The 21564-nt window shown below is 40.0% G+C and carries 18 protein-coding genes; 1 reads left to right on the top strand and 17 read right to left on the bottom strand.

Annotated features, from left to right (window positions below; genetic code table 11):
* The 17 genes from FXF62_RS06795 to pcrA all read right to left on the bottom strand — a co-directional run bounded on the left by FXF62_RS06795 (position 1) and on the right by pcrA (position 20222).
* Positions 1 to 936, bottom strand: a complete 936-nt coding sequence (locus FXF62_RS06795) for a glycosyltransferase family 2 protein (protein WP_149518169.1) — start codon at positions 934 to 936, stop codon at positions 1 to 3.
* Positions 933 to 2081 (bottom strand): beta 1-4 rhamnosyltransferase Cps2T, encoded by a 1149-nt coding sequence (gene cps2T, locus FXF62_RS06790; protein WP_149518168.1) that lies wholly within the window; start codon positions 2079 to 2081, stop codon positions 933 to 935. The genes FXF62_RS06795 and cps2T overlap by 4 nt, the downstream gene beginning before the upstream one ends.
* Before the next feature lie 171 nt (positions 2082 to 2252).
* Positions 2253 to 3497, bottom strand: a complete 1245-nt coding sequence (locus FXF62_RS06785) for a glycosyltransferase family 4 protein (protein ID WP_149518167.1) — start codon at positions 3495 to 3497, stop codon at positions 2253 to 2255.
* Between the two features lie 9 nt (positions 3498 to 3506).
* The gene (locus FXF62_RS06780) at positions 3507 to 4808 is read right to left on the bottom strand and encodes a DUF2142 domain-containing protein (protein ID WP_187984254.1); all 1302 of its coding nucleotides are present in this window, start codon (positions 4806 to 4808) and stop codon (positions 3507 to 3509) included.
* A complete protein-coding gene (locus FXF62_RS06775) occupies positions 4795 to 7728 on the bottom strand; it encodes a rhamnan synthesis F family protein (RefSeq protein WP_149518166.1) in 2934 nt (977 codons plus the stop codon). The genes FXF62_RS06780 and FXF62_RS06775 overlap by 14 nt, the downstream gene beginning before the upstream one ends.
* Positions 7729 to 7752: 24 nt before the next feature.
* Entirely contained in the window at positions 7753 to 8532 is a 780-nt protein-coding gene (locus tag FXF62_RS06770) for a glycosyltransferase family 2 protein (RefSeq protein WP_149518165.1), read from the bottom strand.
* Positions 8522 to 8881 (bottom strand): DUF2304 domain-containing protein, encoded by a 360-nt coding sequence (locus tag FXF62_RS06765; RefSeq protein WP_037616351.1) that lies wholly within the window; start codon positions 8879 to 8881, stop codon positions 8522 to 8524. Before FXF62_RS06765 ends, FXF62_RS06770 begins: the two co-directional genes overlap by 11 nt.
* Positions 8881 to 9597: a glycosyltransferase family 2 protein gene (locus FXF62_RS06760; protein ID WP_187984251.1), complete on the bottom strand. Its 717-nt coding sequence runs from the start codon at positions 9595 to 9597 to the stop codon at positions 8881 to 8883. The genes FXF62_RS06765 and FXF62_RS06760 overlap by 1 nt, the downstream gene beginning before the upstream one ends.
* Positions 9594 to 10565 (bottom strand): glycosyltransferase family 2 protein, encoded by a 972-nt coding sequence (locus FXF62_RS06755; protein ID WP_149518164.1) that lies wholly within the window; start codon positions 10563 to 10565, stop codon positions 9594 to 9596. Before FXF62_RS06755 ends, FXF62_RS06760 begins: the two co-directional genes overlap by 4 nt.
* Positions 10566 to 10591: 26 nt before the next feature.
* Positions 10592 to 11539 carry a glycosyltransferase family 2 protein gene (locus FXF62_RS06750; protein ID WP_149518163.1) on the bottom strand — a complete coding sequence of 316 codons (948 nt, stop codon included), beginning with the start codon at positions 11537 to 11539 and terminating at the stop codon, positions 10592 to 10594.
* 7 nt (positions 11540 to 11546) lie between these two features.
* The gene (locus tag FXF62_RS06745) at positions 11547 to 12821 is read right to left on the bottom strand and encodes an oligosaccharide flippase family protein (protein ID WP_149518180.1); all 1275 of its coding nucleotides are present in this window, start codon (positions 12819 to 12821) and stop codon (positions 11547 to 11549) included.
* A gap of 71 nt (positions 12822 to 12892) precedes the next feature.
* Positions 12893 to 13747 (bottom strand): dTDP-4-dehydrorhamnose reductase, encoded by an 855-nt coding sequence (gene rfbD, locus FXF62_RS06740; protein ID WP_148887587.1) that lies wholly within the window; start codon positions 13745 to 13747, stop codon positions 12893 to 12895.
* Between the two features lie 123 nt (positions 13748 to 13870).
* The gene (locus FXF62_RS06735) at positions 13871 to 15079 is read right to left on the bottom strand and encodes a beta-carotene 15,15'-monooxygenase (protein WP_149518162.1); all 1209 of its coding nucleotides are present in this window, start codon (positions 15077 to 15079) and stop codon (positions 13871 to 13873) included.
* Positions 15080 to 15134: 55 nt separating this feature from the next.
* A complete protein-coding gene (locus FXF62_RS06730) occupies positions 15135 to 16061 on the bottom strand; it encodes a glycosyltransferase family 2 protein (RefSeq protein ID WP_149518161.1) in 927 nt (308 codons plus the stop codon).
* 98 nt (positions 16062 to 16159) lie between these two features.
* Positions 16160 to 17440, bottom strand: coding sequence for an O-acetylhomoserine aminocarboxypropyltransferase/cysteine synthase family protein (locus FXF62_RS06725; RefSeq protein WP_149518160.1), 1281 nt, complete (start codon positions 17438 to 17440; stop codon positions 16160 to 16162).
* A gap of 98 nt (positions 17441 to 17538) precedes the next feature.
* The gene (locus tag FXF62_RS06720) at positions 17539 to 17937 is read right to left on the bottom strand and encodes an NUDIX hydrolase (RefSeq protein ID WP_149518159.1); all 399 of its coding nucleotides are present in this window, start codon (positions 17935 to 17937) and stop codon (positions 17539 to 17541) included.
* Positions 17934 to 20222, bottom strand: coding sequence for a DNA helicase PcrA (pcrA, locus tag FXF62_RS06715; RefSeq protein ID WP_149518158.1), 2289 nt, complete (start codon positions 20220 to 20222; stop codon positions 17934 to 17936). Before pcrA ends, FXF62_RS06720 begins: the two co-directional genes overlap by 4 nt.
* A gap of 147 nt (positions 20223 to 20369) precedes the next feature.
* Between pcrA and FXF62_RS06710 the strand changes: the two genes are divergently transcribed.
* Complete coding sequence (locus FXF62_RS06710) at positions 20370 to 21560, top strand: cation diffusion facilitator family transporter (RefSeq protein WP_149518157.1); 1191 nt, start codon at positions 20370 to 20372, stop codon at positions 21558 to 21560.
* The last annotated feature ends 4 nt before the right edge of the window (positions 21561 to 21564 follow it).

Below are 21564 nucleotides of genomic sequence, written 5' to 3'. Positions count from 1 at the left end.
TTACTCCTTATAAGCAAATTTTGTGAGAATGAGTGTCGTGAAAACTAAAGTATGAAAGGCACGATTTTTTCTGTAGCCATACTTTCGAATACGTCGCAGCCGCTCTGCAAAAGGAGCTTCCATGATTGTCACAAAATTTTCAATAATTTCTCTATTTTCAGTTGTCAGAGGCTGGCTGAGAAGGTTGCGAGCCTGAGTCTGACTGTCTTTTATCAATTTCCAATATTTAGCAAATAGACGGCTAGGATGAATCCAGTTCTTCATTCGCTTGCGTAAGGTTCGGGCTCCTAACACATTATTCGAATGCTGGCGGTAGAGTTCACCTGGCTGATCCAGATAAACGAGCTGTCCGAAAGCTGAAGCCAACAAGCCCAGATACCAATCGTGCATGAGCAGTTCGTGCTCCTCCTGCCCTGTCCACAAATCAGCCAGAGCACGGTTAATCATCGAAACGCCACCTGTCACCGTATTTTCCGTCAATTCTTGAATCAATTCTGTATTGGCATGGTCAGACTGCGTCCGAATCATACTTTCGTGAATAACATTTAGGTCCTGATCCACTACTTTTAAATCCATATAAACCAACAAAGGTAAGGAAGCATCGTATTTCTCTGCTGCTGCTAACTGAATCGCCAACTTATCTGGCAACCAGACATCATCCTGATCGCTAAAAAAGTAAACATCCGAATCCTGATATTTAAGCAAGCTATGAAAACTCTTAATGACACCCAAATTTTGAGCTTCTTCTGGATTGATAAAGAAAATCCGGCTATCTTGACGGCAAAAATCCTCAACAATCGCTCGCGTCCCATCACTAGAGCCGTCATCTCGAATCAAAAGCTGCCAGTCCCTATAAGTTTGAGCTTGAATACTTTCAATCTGCTCTGCCAAAAACTTCTCACCATTATAGGTCGACAGAAGAATGGTCACTTTCATGATAAAAATAGCTCCTCGTATTCACCCACAATTTTTCCCCAGGTGTAGTTTTCTTTCATATTTTCTTTGGCTGCCTGACCGAGCTCAGAAAAGTCAATTTGACCATCTACTCTGTCAATCAGCTGAGCCAACTGCCCCTTCTCTTTTTGCCAATACAAAGCTGTTTCTTGGGCTACTTGATGGTTGAAGTCCACATCCAAAACCAGATTGGCATCTGTCTGAGCCAGTGCTTCCAGAAGCCCGGGATTAGTTCCACCGACTTCGTGACCATGCAAATAGGCAAAGGCTTGATTGCGGATGTATTTGAGTAATTCCTGATCATAGACTGTCCCAACAAACTTAATCCGAGAATCCTTATCAAAACCCGTTTTTTGCTTAAGCTCTTCATAATAAGGATTTCCCTCATGATTGCAGATAATTAGCAAGTAACGTTGGGTTTTGGATTTTATAAATTCCCGAATGATGGTCTCGTAGTTGTTTTCTGGCACAAAACGTCCAACAATCAAATAATATTCCTTTTCTCTGCTCTGCCATTTCTCAAAAAAATCACGCACGCGAGCATCCTGAGAGTCAAGAGAAGATAGCTGGAGGTCTGTCCCATAAGCAATGAAAGCCGTCTTAGACCAAGGATAGGACTGTTTTATATAGCTTTCAATGCCTTGGTTGTCCGCAATGACCAGATCAGCATACTTGGTCATAACCCTCTCAGAATATTTAAGATAGGCTTGAACTGGCTTAGGCCACTTGGCCCGCTTCCATTCCAGACCATCTGGATTGATAAAGAAAGTCCCGCCCACTTTATGAATTTTATGTGCAAAAGGCGCCACAAAGGCTCCAATCGTATTGCCTAAAATATAAAAAATTGGACGCTCAATCTGCTGCTCTTGCACTAGCTTTAGAGAATAATTGATAGCCATCATATCATAAGCAATCACCCGAGCCGGCCCCAACTGAGGAGCCTTAACGGTGAAGCAATCCACTCCCTTGTAATCAAAATGATGAAAAGCTTCATCATCCGACAAACAAGCTACATGATACTGGATTTGGGAAGAAACCTTATTTTCTACTAATTTTTCAACAAAGGTTTCAAATCCGCCATATTTAGCAGGAAGCCCGCGACTTCCGATGATGAAGACATGTCTCATGCTTTTCCTCTATTCAAAGATTTACAATCTAGTCTATTATATCATTTTATTGGTGATTTGTGGGCTACAGAGAAAAAAGTCGAACAAATCATAATATCGCCTAAGCAAAATTATTGTTTGATTCGACTTTCCTAGCATCCGTAGTAGGCTACTACCACTTAAAAACATTCTTTAACTTTTAAAACAACTTATTTTTTTCTTTACTTTGTTCAAGAGAGCACTTATTGGCGAAAGGGAAGGACGCGGTTCAAATAAAAATTTTATATGTCGTAAAGAATGTCCACTAGTAGTGTCAGACTGAGCGATTACCTCTAAGATGTCATGATAAACACTGGAAACCTTGTAAAGATTCTTTACTCTTTCTACGTTATCTAAAGAGCGCTTCTTCAAGTATTCGAAATTTTCTAAACATTGCTGGATTTGATTTGTTAATTCATCTACATTTCCCGTAGGATAGAGTTGGCCTTCCTCGAACATTTCATAGGCTGACAGGTGGCCTGGATTATCTGATAGAATGGTTGGTAAGCCATTCATAATGGATTCTATGTAGACTAGGCCAAAGGTCTCCATAGCGGATGGAAAAACTGCCACATCGGCTGTTGTTGCCTCAGCCCAAGGATTATCACGATATCCTAAAAACTGGATATTTTCTAACTGATGTTCATCTATATAGGAGTCACACTTATTCTTATATTCATTGTCCCAAGCCCCAATAAAGACTAGTTCCGGTCTTGGCTGAGAGAGTTTTGTATAAGCTTGAAGGAGTTCTAGTTGATTTTTTCTCTCTGTCAGACGACCAACTGACAGGATACGACACTCATTTCCAGCAAGTTTTTGCTCCTTTTCAGCTTTGATCTCGGTAAAAGGGGCAAAGGAACGAATTTTTCTATGAGGGAGAAGCTGGGCTAGTCTTTTTTGCAGAGAACCTGTCACCGCAAAAATCTCCTTAGAATATTCATCTACAAAATCAATTTTCTCTTTATAATAACCAAATTCTCCTTCGGGAAATTCATGAATCAGCCAGAAATGCGGAATATTTTCACAAGCTGCTGCTACTGCTCCTTGAAACATATTAACTGTATTTGTAATGACCAAGTCAATATGGCTATCTACCATTAACTTTCTCAGCGCAGCAATATTTTCTTGGTAAGAGTTTACCCTCTCTTCATGAGTTCCAGGAAGACCACCTGGTGCAGCCTCCCACCACCATTTGACAGATGGCAGAGCAATGGTTCTAATTCCTTCTTTTGCAAGAGTAGAAATATAGTCTTGCTGGACTTGGACATGATAATCTGGTATCGCATTGATAACGTGATAGCCATCTTGAACCAAATACTTCATCAGATGGAAAATAGAAATCTCTGCCCCATTATCCAAGGTTCCAGTCGGCGAAATGAATAAAATGTTTTTCTTCATAGCTTATCCTTACCAATTCCAATAGAATGGAATCATTAAATAGATTGAAATTAAAAAGTTAGCTGACAAAGTGCCTATAAGCAAGTTTTTAACCGTTCGCTCCTGAATCTCTAGCTTGCCCATATTCGCAAGAAGGGGTAAGAAGAGAATTAGGAAAGGCGTGAAATAGCGGCCCTGAGTTCCAACGGATATCTGAGCACCTTTTCCTAAAACAATCGGAGTCCACTCTAGATACATGATGGTGACAACAGCAATAACCTGCAAAAGGAAAAGATAAGCAGAGACAGTTGCATAAGATTTCGTCATAAAATCCTTCTTAGACTGTAAGAAGATGATCGTCAGTACTGCTACATCAAGAAAGATTAGCCACAGGGGCAACTGAATGGTGAAATTACCCAAAAATCCAAAGAGACCAATGGTCAATATGGTATTAAGGTCACCGTTCATGCGCTGTTTAAACAAGGTGTTAAGCAGAACCCTACTGTAGTTGAAGAGCCCTCCTTGATGACGAAAAAGCAAATGCAAGGCTAAGAAAACAGCAACAAAAGCCAAACTGTAAAAAACATAGCGATGACGACCAATAAATGCCTTGGTCGCAAGAAAAGGCTTGTTCAAAACAGCTAAGAATCCTTCAATTTCAAAATCAATGAAAGGTAGTAAGCCTAGCAATAAGACATTGTTCAGTTTGGTTGCAAAGAGTCCGACGGATATGACCAAAAGCTGGATAAAATTCTTATTGTTAAATTTCTTGCTGGAAGCAATATTAGTGAAAAAACCAATGACCAGCATGATCTCCAAATAGTTCATTACATCATAGGAGAGAGAAGCTGCCTGCTGAACCATAATTGGCAGAAGCGAAATGAAACAGAGAGCTTTCTTGCCATACTTAAAATACTTAATCAGGAAGTAAACACCCAAAATATAGGCTAGGCCGTTAAAAAATCGCCCCATCATGAGAATAACTCCCACTGATGGATAGATAAACGTTCCCAAGGTCATGCCAATGAGCTGCGGAAAAAAGGAAATCGTCTTGAGATTAATCCCCAAAGTAAATTCTTCCTGAGATAAATCCAATTTTTCCGTAAAAAGCTTCTTATACTCTGCTGGGGAAACATTCGGTTCCGCAGAGATATTTTCCATCCACTTGTAGGTTTTCTCTGTTGGCTTATGGAAAATCTCCCAAGTCATGCGGGCGTGATTCGTTTCATCTGGAACACGGTTGATCGGTTGAACCACCATAAATGTCATGACAAAGACCGTCGCCAAGACCAAAAAGATATTTTCTATTTTTATCGTCTTACTTCTTTTCAAAATCATTCACCATTTCATCTTTACTATCTAAACTGCAGTTTTCAAGAACAAAATCATAGGCATTTTCTGCTAATTCCCGACGTAGGTCAGATGAAAGAATCAAACTCTCTAATTTTTCTTTCCACTCTCCATCTTTAGCTAAAAGTCCAGTCTCCCCATCTTTTACCATATCAGAGAAGGCTCCAATGTGACTAGCAACTGTTGGAACTTTTACTAAAGCAGCCTCCATCCATTTGATTTCAGACTTAGCCCGATTAAAGACCGAGTCAACTAGTGGGGCTAGATTAATATCCACTCGACTGATCAGCTGAGGTAAATCCTTCCAGTCAACATAGTCATGGACAACAATCTGCTGTTGGTAAGGCTTCATATCCTCTGGAATATCTAAATGGCCGACGATATGGAGTTCCACATTTTTGTAAGTTTCAAGCAAGGATTGGATGGCTGGCTTTATCAATTCAAAATTTTCATTGTGGCTGATAGAGCCTGAAAAATAGCCAATCTTGACTTTTGAATCCTGCTGACCATAATCTTTGATAAAGTGAGAACTGATTTCAATCAAGTCACTGGAAGCTCGATTTCTGTTCAGTAATACCTTATCTTTATATTTGAGCAACTCTTCCTTTAGTTGGAAAGTCGAAGTAATCGCGCCATCACAAGCAGCTAACATCTTGCCATAATTTTTGACACCAGCATCATAGTTGCCCTTGTCCTTTTCTGATAAGCCTTGAGTATAGCTCAACTGATCTGTATAAACTGTATCAAAAACCAAATCATCAATGTCAAAATAAACTGGTTTTTTATCTCTTCTAGCTGTATCGCACAAGAATTGAAGTTGATAAGACCACGGAGCTCGATAGATAATAATATGACTAGCATGCTGAGCCTGAGAAATCTCAAACTCAGATAAATTTACTACTTTGACCGTGAAACCGTTTTTTCTCAACTGTTCTGCTTTGTTAAGCACTCGGTAGCGCGTACATTGAGGAATAATATTTTCAACTCCATCAATAATCAGAATAAACTGCTCTCTCGAAATTGATTTGAATTTTTGTACAATATTATCCAAAATTTCAACTGGATAATCTGTTTCTTTTCGCACATAATTGAGCAAATCAGGTACTTCTGTTCGTCTTTCTAGCCCCTGCCAACGGAATTGTTGCGCATTATAATTTTGTAATGAGGTGTATTTAACCAAAGGACTACCAGCCCTAAGCATTCTCAAAGGATGAATATACATAGCACTGTCTTTGTTTTCAGACACCAAAGCATCATATCGATAACCCAAATCTGCGAAATACTTAGTAAAAGTTGTTTCGTGTTTCCCAATAGCCTTGTCACGCGAATCCGTATCGGTTAGATTGTTCCAATAGTCGAAAAATTCCTCTGACCGAAGTAATAAAGGCTCAATAACTAGAAAATAAGATTGCAGATGCTCTGGAATATAGCCATATTGATTGAAATTTGTTGCATCTTCCTGTACTTCACCAAAGGAAATCCCCCAGAAATCAAGATTTCTATCCGCCATTGTTTGGAAGACTTCATTCAAATCTCTCATTGGACCAATATTCGTATCATTGACTAGCAGAAGCTGAGAAGAAGTTTGCAGCTTTTCCTTACCAATGGTTAAAATACCTTCCCTAAATGCCGCAGCATCATAACCTGTATTATCTCTTACCAGAACTTGTCCATATTGTTCTAAGACAGATAAATCCTCCGGTTTCAATCCTCCATTTACCACAATCAACGTTTCATCTACCAAAGCTGCTAATTTCTCTAAAAATAGAATCTTGTAGCGCTGAAGATTCTCTTCTGCCTCAAAAATGACGTAGATTAGGCACTTTTTGCCAGTCACTTGTTGAAGATGTTTTCGCTGAGAATTCCGTAAAACTCGATAATAATAGTTTTTTGGCGGTTTGATGTTTCTTTTTATGGTAATGTACTGCCGCTTCATTTGAGATAGGGCAGTTCGGATATTCCGCGGATTTTGGACAATCTGCCCTACTCGCTTAATTGGAGTGACGATAGCATTCCCAACACGATATGAGAGTGAGTTACGTAATTCATCAATGTCATCCTGATATTGATAAATCAGTTTACTATCGTACTCCCAATTCTCTCTCAAATCTTGGACATAGTCGGATACCTGATTCATATGCTGAATTAAATTTTCCAGTCGACCTTCCAGAGTAAAGATGTTTTCAGACAGAGCTTGATAAATCTCATCTGGCAACTGTTTAACATACTTACGCAAGATTTTCAGATAGATCTCGTAATGGTAACGAGTAGAATCTCGTTTAGAGATAGAGTCCTTGTCAAAGACCCGATAATTCAGCTTTGTATTTGCATCATAAACAGGTTTCGCACCTTGATTGATAATTAAGTTTAAAAGAAAATCATAGTCTTCCAATTTTTCACGATTCAGCGCTTCGTCATAATAAATACCATCAGCAACTGAACGACGAATGAGGGAACAGTTGGAAATATAATTCTCCGTTAAGAAAGCCTGCTTGTCAAATGGTCGGGATTCAAGGTAAACTTCCTTTTTATCAGGATCATACAAATCCCCATAGACAATATCTGCTTCCTCTTGCATCATGGTTGTGTAGAAGCTCTCAATATAGTCTGAATCCAGAAAATCGTCACTATCCACAAAAATAAAATAAGTTCCTTGAATTTGCTGCAAAGCCTTATTTCTTGTCTTGACGACCCCCATATTTTCATGACTTTCAAACCTCGTCGGGAAAGGGGAATCTTGCAAAGTTTCTTGGATAATCTGGGCGGACTTGTCTGTGGAACCATCATCCAATACCAGTAACTCGATATTTTGATAGGTCTGCCCAAAAATACTGCGCAAACACTGTTCAATGTAGTCTTGATGGTTGTAACATGTTACAACAACAGATATTAAATCTTTCATATACTTTCCTTGTAAATAACTATATTAGTTCGAGTTAGCATCTTGACTCTTCATGTATGCTTTATTTATCAGATGAGCAACCCACTTAGGCCAGAAAAGCTGATACATGAACAAGTCTTCTTTGGTCCTCGTATTATCTGAAATAGTTTTGGTTGTTTCAGACTCTCCATGAATCCGGTGGCACATAAGCTTCTCAGAAATATAAGCAAAGCGACCCTTATAGGCGCTAATCTTGTACCAAGCGTACCAATCCAGACTCACGCGCATTTCCTCATCAAATCGGAAATCCCTTAATGCCTCTAAATTGTAAGTCACCGCCGGACAGGAAATGGGATTGCCGAAAGCCAGCACCCGATTTCTCCAAAAATGGCTAGATGGCATCAGGTTCAGTGTTTTGAGCATGAAAGTCTTGATTTTCAGATTGGTGTTAGCTGGAATTTTGACCCCATTTTTCTCTTCAAAATAGTCCGTATAGGCAATGAGAACGTCCTTAGACTGCTCTATCTTCTGCATTACAGCCTCTAAGTAAGCAGGCTCATAGTAATCGTCCTGGTGGGCAATAGTAGCATAAGGAGTCTCAACAAAGTAAAGGGCATTGTTCCAGTCCCTGCCAATACCACCGCCTTCTTTCGTATAAAAAGGAATACCATACTTCTGGCACAGCTGTTTGATTGAATCCAGCGGTGTTGAGCTATAGCAGATAATCTTTGATGACAAAGTTTGAGCTTGCAGAGACAAGATACAATCTTCTAAGAATTCACTTTCGCCATAGGCGCAAATCACCCAGGTATGGTTATTTTTCATCTTTTTCACTCTCTAACTTAGACATTCTTTGTTTCATGATGGACAGTTCTTGCACCAACTGCTTGATTTGCTCCTTTTGCTTGGAAATGGCAATAGTATGCAAAAACACGATAATCAGCAGGAAAAAGATAGCCAAGGACATGACAAAGTTTGAGGTCAGTTCAAAACCTAACAATTTGGCAATCGAAACTGGAATCCAATCAAAAATAGAGATAACAATCAGTACAAAGCCAATAATAATCCACATAAAGGCTTGCTCAAACAAAATATTGTTTTGATTGATATTCCGAAAGACAAAATACAGGAATAGAACTGAAGCCACTAGCATAACAATAGACAAAATGGACATTATTCACTCTCTTTCATAAAAGCAGCAATCAAGATCGAAGAGCAAACCTCAATCATGTAGCGAATGGACTTAATCGGAGTAATCGAAGATACTCCTCCTGCGCGTTCAAACATATTGGCCGGTGCTTCCACCACTGTATATTTTCGCTTCAAGAGATGGACGATTGATTCTGGCTCAGGATATTTGATAGGATAGCGCGCAGCGAATTGTCGAATAATGTCTCGATTGGCCAAACGATAGCCTGATGTGGCATCCAGAATCCTTTTGCCTGTTGTTAATTTAATAAAAGCCGAGATAATAGTAATGCCAAAACGACGCATAAAAGTGGTCTGAAATTCTGAAGCCTTGTCACCAATAAAACGAGAACCAACAACCAAATCTGCCTGCTGACGACGAATAGGCTCCAGCAAAGCATCCAGCGACTCAATATCATGCTGGCCATCTCCGTCAAACTGTACGGCCACATCATAATTCTTCTCAAGTGCATACTTATAACCGGTCTGAACAGCTCCGCCAATCCCTAAATTCATCACTAAATGAATAGCATTCAGATTATGACTGTCCAAAATCTCCTTAGTTCTGTCAACTGACCCATCATTGATGACCACATAGTCTAAGTCAAAATCAACTTTCTTCCGATATTCTATAATGCTCAAAACCGTATTTAAAATACTTTCCTCCTCATTATAAGCAGGAATTATCATTAAAACTTTCAATTATCTTTCTTCCCTTTACAATAAATTTTAGCAAATAATGGAACTAACCTTAACTTCTCTAAGCTCAAAAAAACAATAAGTGAAATTTTAGTCTGAAACCTTTCACCCTGAACCTTCTTAGACAAGGGAGAAATCGTACTGATGAGTTTATTCTCTTTTAACCATTTTTTAATCCTAATATACTGATGAATAAACTCCTGATCTGATGAGGCTCTCCCTGAAAAAAGTAAGTACCAAACGTAATACCTTTTCAAGTAATATACTACTAACTCAGATGGCTGACCCAACTCTAATATTTTTGCAAAAAGAACTAAAATATCAATTTCAGGAGAAAAACCTCTCTGAGAAGTATTAGAAATACTCTGACTATTGTAATACCAATTATATCCTTTATAGTCCAACAATCCTATTTTATCCGTTGTCTTATAGGCAGTTAGATTAAAAATAATATCTTCTCCTATACCATAGTCAAAAAATTCTAGATTGTTTTTTCTCAAGAACTCAGTCCGGTAAATTTTGGCCCAAGGAGCCATTATAATATATTTGGACCACTCTGATTGTTGTATGTCTTGACTAAAGATGATTTGGTTATCCTGATTAACGCGCTTGTAGCCACCAATAACTAAGTCTAGCCTTTTCCCATGGATAGCCTGATAAAAAGTTTCAATATAATCGCTATCAACAAAATCATCATTATCCATGAACATAATATATTCTCCCTCAGCTAGAAGAATTCCTTTATTTCTAGTTAATGCCACTCCTTCGTTTTGTTTATCAATTACTCTTATAAAACTATACTTCACTTCATAGTCTTTTAAAATATTTAAAGAGTTATCTTTCGAACCATCGTTTAGAAAAATAATTTCAAAATTCTTAAATGATTGATTCAAAAGAGAATCTACACAGCGTTTAATTCCATCTTGTGCATTATAAACTGGAACAATAACTGAAATAGCTGGTTTAGACATATTTCCCCTTTCGTAACTGGACTAATCTATTTATAAAACTTCAATAAAACAGGAAATAGTTTTATCGAAAACTTTATCCCAAATAACTTGGCTACTAGGCCTGTTAACTTAAATGCTCGGTTCTCTATATAATTTGCATACTTTAGCAAATATTTATACTGGTAAAGCAACTCCTTAATTTTCAAATTATCAATGTATTGATTTACATAAGGTAATATAGAGATATATGAGATTGCAAAATAGATATTTAAAGCTTTTTGAATTTCAACTGAATAGTTTTTCAAGTCAGAAAGTCCCGTCCTGATTCCTTCAAGAGTATCTTGAACATTTTTTTCTTTCACGACATTAGTCAAACTTCCTTTGCGGTTCTGTTGATACATGTATTGAGTACTATTAAGAATTGAAAATTTCTTTGTCATTTTTAAGATCCGAGAACAATATAAACTATCCTCAGATACCATTCCCTCTGGAAATTTTAAGCCGTTTTGAAATAATTTTTTCGATACACACTTATTCCAATTTGGACCATTAAATATTCCAAAGCAAGTAGCTTTTAAAATATTTTCCTCAAACATAGATATAGGGAAATCTATAATTCTATCATCATAAAAATAACTGTAACCAAAAACGATAACATCATCAATGCATTCTGTAGTTATTTCGTCAAGTTGATTCAAAAAGTGTTGATCACTCCAAAAGTCATCACCATCTAAAAACAATAAGTACTCTCCCCGAGCAGACTCAATACCTGTATTTCTTGCTTTTGAAGCTCCGCCGTTTGTTTGATTTAACACCCTTACTTTATTGGTATTCTCCACAGACAATTTATCAGCGACTATTGCAGTAGCGTCAGTTGACCCATCATTTATGATTAAAATTTCATAATCTTTAAATTCTTGAATTAAGACACTCTTAACACATTTTTCTAAATAATCCGCTACATTATAGGCAGGTATAATAATTGAAAATTTCATAAGTTTCTTATTTTTTCCTTCTCAAAAAAGTATATGGATTCGTCATAAAATAAATAATTAGCGAGACACTCAACCAAGCAATCATAGAGATAAGGAAAGACAAAGAGGCTCCAAAAATTCCGTATTGGGATACTAGTGGTTCAGCTGTAAGAATGGATACAAGATACCCCGCTAAGAATGAAATGACTAAATAATGATGTTTTCTAAAAACAGTTAAAATATTATCACATACTGTAGAAAACGTACTAGCAATACCACCTAACAAAAGAATGACGAAACTAATTTGATATTGATCCAACCTTGTTCCATAAATGATATTTAAAATAGGTATAGCAGCAATCGCCCCGCCAAGACAAATCAAAACACTTGTTCCCCATAAAATCTTAAACAAATTATTTTTATACGTAATAAAATGAGAAATTTTATTCTCTTCCTTGAAAATTGCTAGTTGTGTAACCATAGGGCGTAAAAAAACAATCATTAGATTCATTGCAAAAATTGGAGTGAATAAAATACTAAAGTCTCTCTGTACTCCCGCTTCAATCAATCCCCTATTAAAAATATCGTTTAATGCATACTTAGGTTGGTTATAGATTGAAACTAATAAAAAAGCATTTATAAATAAAGGTAAGCAGTCCTTTAAAATACTATAAATATCTTTGAGCTTTACTGTAGAGATATTAATACGATGAAACAACTTAGATTTTGGAAAATCAAACAAAAGAACTACTGTAAAAGAGGCTAGTGTTTGAAACACAACAGATAAAAGGAGATTTTTAGAAAACAGTAACGAAAAAGCAAATATTACAGTTGCAATTATATTTCTAAAAAATAGTGATTGACCGGCTATATCTAATCGCTCCTTCTGTTGGAACAAGCCTTGAAACACATCCGAAAGCGCCTCACTCACTCTAAAAAATGATACCCAAAATATAATCCAAAAATTTGCATGAGTAGAAGAATTTAAAATTAAATAACCTAATAAAATTAGTGTCATTAAAATATTAGTTAGAAACCTCGTAGTTAAATAGGCATCAAATGAATATTTTTCTTTAATATCTGTCGCTTGAAAATCCCTTACCTGAAACCCTGCAACAATAACTAGTAAATTCGCAATTGCATAAGCAAAACTATATAGATCGGCTGACTCACTAGATAAAGTACGAGTCACTATAAATAATAAAATAACAGATACAGCTGCTGAAGACAGGCTACCAAGAATATTCCAAAAGAAAATCTTTTGTGGCGATACCACTTTCAATATAATCAAACTCTCTTTCATTGTAAATAAAACTTTATCCAATTATACCATAAATTCCCCTTAAAAAAAGCAACCACAAGGTTGCTCGATGTTTATTTCCTTACTTCCTGCTTGTAAAACTCTTTCAAAGCATCTTGCCAAGTCGGAATGACAAAGCCTGTAGCCTTAGCCTTGGCCAGGCTCATAGTGGAGTTGAAAGGTCGCTTAGCCTTAGCCGGGAATTTGCTGGAATCAACAGGCTGGACTTCCACATCTGTATCTTTGAGAATTTCCACTGCAAAGTCATACCAAGTGGTGTCCTCAGCCGCATCATTAGACAAATGGTAATAACCAAATTCCTTTTGATTTTCAGCCAGATAGGTCATAAATTCAGCCAGCGTACGAGTCCAAGTCGGACGGCCATGCTGGTCATTAACTACGGTCAGAGTTTTGTGCGTCTTAGCAAGATTTTGCATGGTAAAGACAAAGTTTTTACCGTAGTTACCAAAGACCCAAGCAGTACGGATAATATAGAAACGGCTGGAATATTTCTCAACCAGCTCCTCACCCATGCGCTTGGTACGACCATACTCGGTCTGTGGATCTGGTCGATCGTCTACTTCCCATTCCTCGCCGACAGGCTTTTGTCCGTCAAAAACATAGTCTGTTGAGATGTAGACCATGGTCGCCCCATGTGCTTCTGCTGCTTTTGCCACATTTTCGGTACCGGTCACGTTGATGGCATAGTCCAGCTCTTTACCTTCATCTTCAGCTGCATCAACTGCAGTATAGGCTGCGCAGTGATAGACCAAGCTTGGCTTGACTTCCGCAAAGACCTTGTCCACCATTTGGGCATTGGTAATATCCATTTCAGCTACATCAACAGCCACATACTCTTCATTGCGCTCATCCAAAAGATAGCGGAGCTCTGTTCCCAGCTGTCCATTCGCACCTGTGATTAAAATCATTTGTTTGTCCTTTCAGATCATAAAAATTCGATGATTTTATTATATCAAAAAAAGCAGAAAAAATCTGCTCAATCGAATCATTATCGGAAAATCTATCCAGTAGGAGCACAAAAGAATAGTTTCTTATTCCTTTTGATACTCCGTATATAAGTAATACAACAATCTGCAAGTAATAATGAATAGACTTATCATCAGAGGCAAAAAGGTTCGAGTGCTTGAAGCGTAGAGAGTCGGAGATAATGAAATGACCATGCGGCCAATAAAGCCAATTACAAATAAATAGGTCAGCCATATTTTTTCTTTACAGTCAGAAACTACAAGCCACAAAGCGTAAAGAATCATTAATAGCAGCAAGCCATAAAAGGCTACTGCGCTCATATACGTGATATTAAAAGAAAATGTCCCTGATTCTCTGGCTGCTTTACTGATACCTGTTAAGGTACCAAAAATAGTATTCCAGCCCATTTTTTGCGAAAAAGTATTGAACATAACAAAACCGCTCAGAGCTATGGCTGTTACATTTTTCTTATGAAGAGCATAGACAAAGAGCACAAGCAAGAAGAACATCACAAAAGGAAAGGCAGTGGAAAGCAGATTATCACCCGTCTCCAGAAAGCCAAGCCCAAGCTTTTGGAAGATATTCAAGTTCGGAAAGTTAGGGAACCAACTGACAATATTCTTTTCCAAACGCAGAGCATTCCCCGGGGATAGCTTAGCTGATAATATTCCTAAAGCGCTCAGTGCCAAATAGCATAGATTACCCATTAAATGTTTTTTCTCTTTCTTCGCAAGGACAATTTCAAACAGAAGCCACAAAAAAGCGTAGACAGCTAATTGTTCTTGCATGATAGCAACTAAAAAGCACAAAAGGCTAGCCATATTAATCCAAATATTTTTAGATTCTCTGAAAAAAAGTGCGAAAAGCAACAAGGAAGCAGGGAAAATGTAATTGACATAGGTCGGAATAGAACCCGCACTTAAAAATTCCGTTGCTGGAAGGAATATAAAAATTAGTAAAGCTGGTAGCCAGGGCAAGGAAGGGGTAAGCTTCCTTAAAGCATAAATCAAAAGCAACGTTGCCAGAAAGGCTGCTGCTATAAACAGCTTTGCGTGAACGGAAAATAATAAGGTGGCTGACTCAATGAGCAGCCTACTGCTCCAAGTGAAATAACGATCAATCCCAAAGAATAAATAATTGTAATGAAATTCCTTAGCATATTCTAAAAATGCTGTTTGGTCTCCTACTGGGGTGATTTTATTATTGATGTAAAACTGTATCGCATAAATAAACGAAGTTAAGCACAAGACAATATTAATTTTTTTATTTTCCACAATCTCTCCTCAGCTAAATAAGAGTCATTTAAGCCCTAAAAACTCTCTCAAAGACTCACTTACTCTTCTCTTTAATCACATAGATTGGGCGATGCTTGGTTTCCATAAAGATTTTGCCGATGTATTTGCCCAGGATACCGATGGTCAGCAGCTGGAAGCCTCCGATAAGGAGAATGACGGTCATAAGGGACGGCCAGCCAGATGTCGGATCACCAAAAACCAAGGTACGAATAATAATCACCGCCATCAGGATAAAAGCTAAAATCCAAGACAGAATACCCCCAAAAAAGGCAATGTTGAGAGGCGCATCAGAGAAATTGACAATACCTTCCAAAGAATAGTTGAAAAGAGACCAGAAATTCCATGAAGTCTTGCCAGCCACTCGTTCAACATTTTTGTATTCCAAGTATTCGATATTGAATCCCACCCAGGCAAAAATCCCCTTAGAAAAGCGATTGTACTCTGAAACCTCCAGAATGGCTTCTACCATCTGACGGCGCATCAGTCGGAAGTCGCGCGCACCATCTACCATTTCTACTTGGCTAATCTTGTTAATCAGCTTGTAGAACAAATTAGCAAAAAAGCTTCGGATTGGAGGCTCTCCCTCGCGAGTAGTACGACGAGTTCCTACACAGTCCAGCTCAGGATTCGAGTCCAGCATGGTCTTCATCTCAATCAGGAGCTCGGGCGGATCCTGCAAATCCACATCCATGACCGTCACAAATTCCCCGCTCGCCTCTTGCAAACCAGCATAGAGGGCAGCTTCTTTTCCGAAATTACGAGAAAAGGACAGATAGTGCACGTCAGGACAGCGACTGCTGAGCTCACGCAAAACAGCCAAGGTCCGGTCCGTTGATCCGTCATTGACAAAAATATATTCAAACTGGTCACGGATTTGATATTTCACCGCTTCCATGGCTTCATGAAACAGAGGAATAGACTCTTCTTCATTGAAGCACGGAACAATCACTGAAATTGTCATTTTGATTACCTGCTATTTTTTAATATCTCTCATTATAACAAAAAACTAGGCGAAAACCTAGTTTTATTCTTATTTACTCTGTCTAGAGGTCTTGAAAATTAGATAGATTTCAAGGCGATTCTCAAATCCTCTATCAAGTCATCCACATTTTCCAGGCCGATAGAGAGACGTATTTGATTTGGTGTAATGCCTGCTGCCAGCTGATCTTCTGGCGACATCTGACCATGAGTCGTCGTAGCTGGATGAACGACCAAGGACTTAGCATCTGCTACATTAGCTAAGTCAGAAAAAATCTCCAGGCTGTCAATAACCTTACGAGCTTCTTTCTCCCCGCCATTGACATTGAAGGTGAAAATTGAGCCCACGCCTTTAGGGAAATATTTTTCTGCCAAAGCATGATAAGGACTGTCAGCAAGTTTGGGATAATTGACCTGCTCGACCTTAGGATGCCCCGCTAAAAATTCTACAATCTTCTCTGCGTTGGACACATGGCGCTCTACGCGCAAAGAGAGAGTTTCCAACCCCTGCAGGAAGAGAAAGGCATTGAAGGGGGACATGGCTGCGCCCGTATCGCGCAAGAGCTGGGTCCGGACTGCAGTGACAAAGGCTGCTGCACCAACATCGCGCGTATAACTGATATCATGATAGCTCGGGTCTGGGTCAACGAACTGCGGAAACTTGCCAGAAGCTTCCCAGTCAAATTGACCACTGTCCACAATCACACCTCCGATGCTGGTTCCGTGACCGCCGATAAACTTGGTCGCAGAATGTACTGCGATGTCCACTCCATGAGAAAAGACATTGATCAGATAAGGAGTGGCAAAGGTATTGTCGGAAATCAACGGAATTTTATGAGCATGAACCAGCTCTGCTAAAGCATCAAAGTCAGGAATATTAATCAGCGGATTGCCCAAACTTTCAATCAGAACCAACTTGGTATTGTCCTGAATGGCTGCTTCTACTTCAGCCAGATTTTCAATATCCACAAAAGTCGTGGTAATGCCATAGCGAGGCAGGGTTTCTTTGAGCAGATTAAAGGTACCACCGTAGATGGTGGAAGCTGCTACTACATGGTCGCCAGCATGGGCCAAAGCTAGAATGGTGTAGGTAACAGCTGCCATACCAGAAGCTGTTGCTAGTGCTCCGACTCCACCCTCCAAAGCCGCAATCCGATCCTCAAAAGCTGACAGGGTCGGATTGGTAATCCGAGTGTAGATATTGCCAGGCTTGCGTAGGGCAAAGAGATCTTCTCCCTCCTGAGTATCGTCAAACACATAGGAAGTTGTCTGGTAAATAGGCAGAGCCCGCGACTTAGTTGTCGGGTCAACTGTCTGTCCAGCATGAAGCTGCAGGGTTTCAAATTTAAATTCACGTGTCATAAGGTCACCTCACTATAGTTATGTGATAAGTCTACCATTAAACGCCCTGCTTGACCAATAGAATTTCTTTATCAAAAGAAATAAAGAGAAGCTATATCTTATAGCTTCTCAGTTATAATCTCAAAAGTCGCTTGATTGCTGGGCCAGTACAACTGCGACGAAACTTTTTCTAAAGCTACCCACTGAGCTCCTACATGCTCATCAGAAATCTGGATTTCCTTCTGTTCTGTCAGAACTAGAAAGAGATTTTTGTGAATGGACAAATTTTCATCAATCTTTACCGTAAAATCTCCAAGACCCGTCAGGTTTGAACAAGCTAAGACCAAGCCAGTCTCCTCTTTTATTTCACGAAGGCAGGCCTCTTCTGGACTCTCGCCACTCTCAATCCCACCAGTAATGGGTTGCCAAAAGGAAACTTTCTCAGCTTCCACTTTCAATAGCAAGATTTCTCGATCCTCTGGATGGTAGATCCAGGCTTCAATCGACTGCCTCATCATGATTTTTTCTCAATCGGTGCTATGCTGGCCAGCACTTTCTTCAAACCGACTTCTGGGAAATTAATCTTGAGCTCTTGACTATTTCCGCTGCCAGATACTGCCAGAACTGTCCCATCGCCCCATTTCTTATGGTGGGCGATATCTCCGATAGCCCAAGCAACTTCTGGCTTAGATGACTGGTTTTGACCGCTCTTTCCAAAAGGGAGACTGCCTGTAGAAATGGAACTTGGTGCCGCCTGACGCTTCCGTTCTTGCAGGGCCTGGGCCAGACTCATGCCTTGACCGAATTGACTGGTATCACTATTGGTATAACTAACCTTAAAGGAGCTATTTGACGGTCGAGCCAGTCCCTGATAGTCTAGCAAGTCTGAGCTGATTTCTCTCAAAAAGCGTGTAGGATGATTATAGTTGGTTTTACCATAAAGCATACGGGAATTAGCATTGGTCAGATAGAGAATCTTCTCTGCTCGGGTGATGCCGACGTAGGCCAGGCGCCGCTCTTCTTCTAGCTCATCCTCATCTTCAGAAGCCCGGCTCAGAGGAAAGACATTTTCCTCCATACCAACCAGAAAGACGACTGGAAATTCCAATCCCTTGGCCGCGTGGAGGGTCATCAAAGTCACTTCAGAACTCTCCGTATCTCCGTCATCTGTATCTGCGATCAAGGCTAAGTCATTGAGAAAACGGCTGAGTTTATCAAGACCGGATTCATCAGCAGGATTATCTGGACTTTCATCAAAGTTCTTGGTTACAGACAGGAATTCTTCAATATTTTCAATCCGTGCTTGGCTTTCCAAGGTTGACTGGGCAGCCAAGGATGCAGTATAACCTGTCTTTTCTAAAACTGCTTCTACCAGCTCCGTCACTGTAAAGTCGTCCAAGCGCTCCCTCAAATCGAGAAGCATATTAACAAAATCATAGACCGCCTGAGCCGCCTTGCCTTTAACTGAGGACAACATGATATTGGCCGATGCATCTAACATGGAGATTTCCTGACTGGACGCAAAATTCCGAATTTTCTCCACCGTTCCTGGTCCAACACCACGCTTGGGCTCATTGACCACGCGCTCATAGCTGATATTGTCGCTAGGATTGGCGATGAGATTGAGGTAAGAAATAACATCACGGATTTCTTTACGGCTGTAGAACTTAGTGCCGCCCACCATAGTATAAGGAATATTGGCCTTGAGTAGGGCTTCTTCCACCGTCCGTGACTGGGCATTGGTTCGGTAAAGAACTGCAAAATCCTTATGACTGTATCCTTCTCGGCCCAGCTGATCAATAGTTCGGGCGACAAAGAGAGCCTCGTCCTGCTCGTCATTAGCCCGATAGTAGACAATTTCCTCACCGTCTTCGTTTTGAGTCCAGAGATTTTTAGGGCGACGGTTGCGGTTGTTTCGGATGACTTCATTAGCCGCCTGAAGAATGGTCTTAGTCGAGCGATAATTTTCCTCAAGCAGAACTACCTTAGCTTCTGGATAATCCTTTTCAAAGTCTAGGATATTCTGCATATCGGCTCCTCGCCAGCCATAGATAGACTGGTCAGCGTCTCCGACTACGCAGATATTCTTGAAGCGAGAAGCCAAGAGTTTGACCAGCTGGTACTGAGCATGGTTGGTATCCTGATACTCGTCTACATGGATGTACTGGTAACGTTGCTGATAGTAGGTCAGGACATCAGGATTTTGGTCAAAAAGCCGCAGGGTCAGCATAATCAAATCGTCAAAATCCATGGCCTCAGACTGACGCAGTTCTTTTTGATAGGCTGTGTAGCACTTAGCCACAATCTCCGTGTACATATCACCAGCTAGATTGGCATAGGCCACCTCGTCAATCAGGTCGTTCTTAGCATTGGAAATCGTACCCAGAATGGCGCGCTCATTCCACTTTTTAGGATCCAGATTGAGATTTTTAAGAATTCGTTTCATCAGAGTCCGCTGTTCGCCCGGATCAACGATGGTGAAGTTACGGTTATAGCCAATATGATCTGCTTCTCGCCGCAGGATGCGCACGCACATGGAGTGGAAGGTAGCGATTAAGCAATCTTGGGTAGCTGGGTTGAGTGCTGCTGCCCGTTCCTTCATCTCCCGCGCTGCCTTATTGGTAAAGGTAATGGCTAGGATATTCCATGGATTGACCATCTTCTCGTCAATCAAATAGGCAATGCGGTGGGTCAAGACACGAGTCTTTCCCGAACCAGCCCCCGCCATAATCAACAAGGGACCTTCTGTCGTCTGGACCGCTTCGGCCTGACGGTCATTCATACCGTTTAATAAGGGATTCATCTTCTATCCTTTCAATGTAAAATCAAACTGAAAATCAATGCTTCCATTATATCAAAATTCGAGTGAATTTGTTATCGAAAAGGCAACTGTCCTCAATTGAAATTCAAGTGTGAAAAAGCTATAATAGTAGTCTAGAAAGGAGCAGCCATGAACAATCATCCAAGTGACAATCTCAAACTTGCCGAACGAGGTGCCCTCCTAGCCATTGCCACCTACATTGGCCTATCCGTTACAAAAATCATTGCAGGTGCGGCACTGACATCCTCCAGTTTGACGGCGGATGGTTTCAACAACGTCTCCGATATCGTTGCCAATATAGCAGTCTTAATCGGCCTGCGTATGGCAAGAAAACCAGCGGATAAGGACCACCGCTTCGGCCATTGGAAGATTGAAGATCTGGCCAGCCTGATTACTTCTTTCATCATGTTTTTTGTCGGTTTCAATGTCCTTATTGATACGGCTCAAAAAATCATTAACAAGGAAGAAACCTTGATTGATCCTGTGGGTGCTGTTGTTGGAATTGTATCGGCCATCATCATGTTTGGTGTTTATCTTTACAATAAAAACCTAGCCAAAAGGGTAAAATCCAAAGCTCTGGATGCGGCTGCCAAGGACAATCTCTCGGATGCCATCACTTCTCTGGGCACATCGGTTGCTATTATTGCCAGCTCCCTGAAGTTTCCTATCGTTGATAAGCTAGCAGCCATTATTATTACTTTTTTCATTCTGAAAACAGCCTATGATATTTTTATGGAATCCTCCTTCAGCCTGTCAGATGGCTTTGATCAGGACCTTTTAGACGATTACAAGCGTGCTATTCTGGAAATCTCTAAAATCACACGCGTCAAGTCCCAGCGTGGTCGAACCTATGGTAGTAATATCTATCTGGATATTATACTGGAAATGAACCCTGACCTCTCTGTCTTTGAAAGCCACGAAATCGCTGACCAGGTAGAGGATATGCTCAAGGAAGACTTTGGCGTCTTCGACATTGATATTCATATTGAGCCAGCACCTATTCCTGAAGATGAGATTCTGGATAATGTCTATCAAAAACTCCTGATGCGCGAGCAATTAGTCGACCAAGGCAGTCAATTGGATGCACTCTTATCTTCCGATTTTGTCTACATTTCCCAAGATGGTCACCAGCTGAACAAAGAGGAATTTCAACTAGAGAGAGCCCAAACTTCTCCTATCAAAAATTTAGAAATTACATCCGTCAGCCAAAAAACCAAGCTGATTCGCTATCAAATCGGAGATGTCATCCATACTAGCCTCTGGCGCCGCCACGAAGTCTGGCAAAACATCTTCCACCAAGAAACACGAAAAAACAACTAGCAGA

The organism is Streptococcus cristatus, assembly GCF_008369405.1.
GTDB lineage: Bacteria > Bacillota > Bacilli > Lactobacillales > Streptococcaceae > Streptococcus > Streptococcus cristatus_G.
This window is presented reverse-complemented; position numbering and strand designations above follow the sequence as displayed.

What these genes read in the sequence shown, in the direction of transcription:
- FXF62_RS06795 (WP_149518169.1), bottom strand. Translation starts at nt 936, where the DNA reads ATGAAAGTGACCATTCTTCTGTCGACCTATAATGGTGAGAAGTTTTTG.
- cps2T (WP_149518168.1), bottom strand. Translation starts at nt 2,081, where the DNA reads ATGAGACATGTCTTCATCATCGGAAGTCGCGGGCTTCCTGCTAAATAT.
- FXF62_RS06785 (WP_149518167.1), bottom strand. Translation starts at nt 3,497, where the DNA reads ATGAAGAAAAACATTTTATTCATTTCGCCGACTGGAACCTTGGATAAT.
- FXF62_RS06775 (WP_149518166.1), bottom strand. Translation starts at nt 7,728, where the DNA reads ATGAAAGATTTAATATCTGTTGTTGTAACATGTTACAACCATCAAGAC.
- FXF62_RS06770 (WP_149518165.1), bottom strand. Translation starts at nt 8,532, where the DNA reads ATGAAAAATAACCATACCTGGGTGATTTGCGCCTATGGCGAAAGTGAA.
- FXF62_RS06765 (WP_037616351.1), bottom strand. Translation starts at nt 8,881, where the DNA reads ATGTCCATTTTGTCTATTGTTATGCTAGTGGCTTCAGTTCTATTCCTG.
- FXF62_RS06755 (WP_149518164.1), bottom strand. Translation starts at nt 10,565, where the DNA reads ATGTCTAAACCAGCTATTTCAGTTATTGTTCCAGTTTATAATGCACAA.
- FXF62_RS06750 (WP_149518163.1), bottom strand. Translation starts at nt 11,539, where the DNA reads ATGAAATTTTCAATTATTATACCTGCCTATAATGTAGCGGATTATTTA.
- FXF62_RS06745 (WP_149518180.1), bottom strand. Translation starts at nt 12,821, where the DNA reads ATGAAAGAGAGTTTGATTATATTGAAAGTGGTATCGCCACAAAAGATT.
- rfbD (WP_148887587.1), bottom strand. Translation starts at nt 13,747, where the DNA reads ATGATTTTAATCACAGGTGCGAATGGACAGCTGGGAACAGAGCTCCGC.
- FXF62_RS06730 (WP_149518161.1), bottom strand. Translation starts at nt 16,061, where the DNA reads ATGACAATTTCAGTGATTGTTCCGTGCTTCAATGAAGAAGAGTCTATT.
- FXF62_RS06725 (WP_149518160.1), bottom strand. Translation starts at nt 17,440, where the DNA reads ATGACACGTGAATTTAAATTTGAAACCCTGCAGCTTCATGCTGGACAG.
- FXF62_RS06720 (WP_149518159.1), bottom strand. Translation starts at nt 17,937, where the DNA reads ATGATGAGGCAGTCGATTGAAGCCTGGATCTACCATCCAGAGGATCGA.
- pcrA (WP_149518158.1), bottom strand. Translation starts at nt 20,222, where the DNA reads ATGAATCCCTTATTAAACGGTATGAATGACCGTCAGGCCGAAGCGGTC.
- FXF62_RS06710 (WP_149518157.1), top strand. Translation starts at nt 20,370, where the DNA reads ATGAACAATCATCCAAGTGACAATCTCAAACTTGCCGAACGAGGTGCC.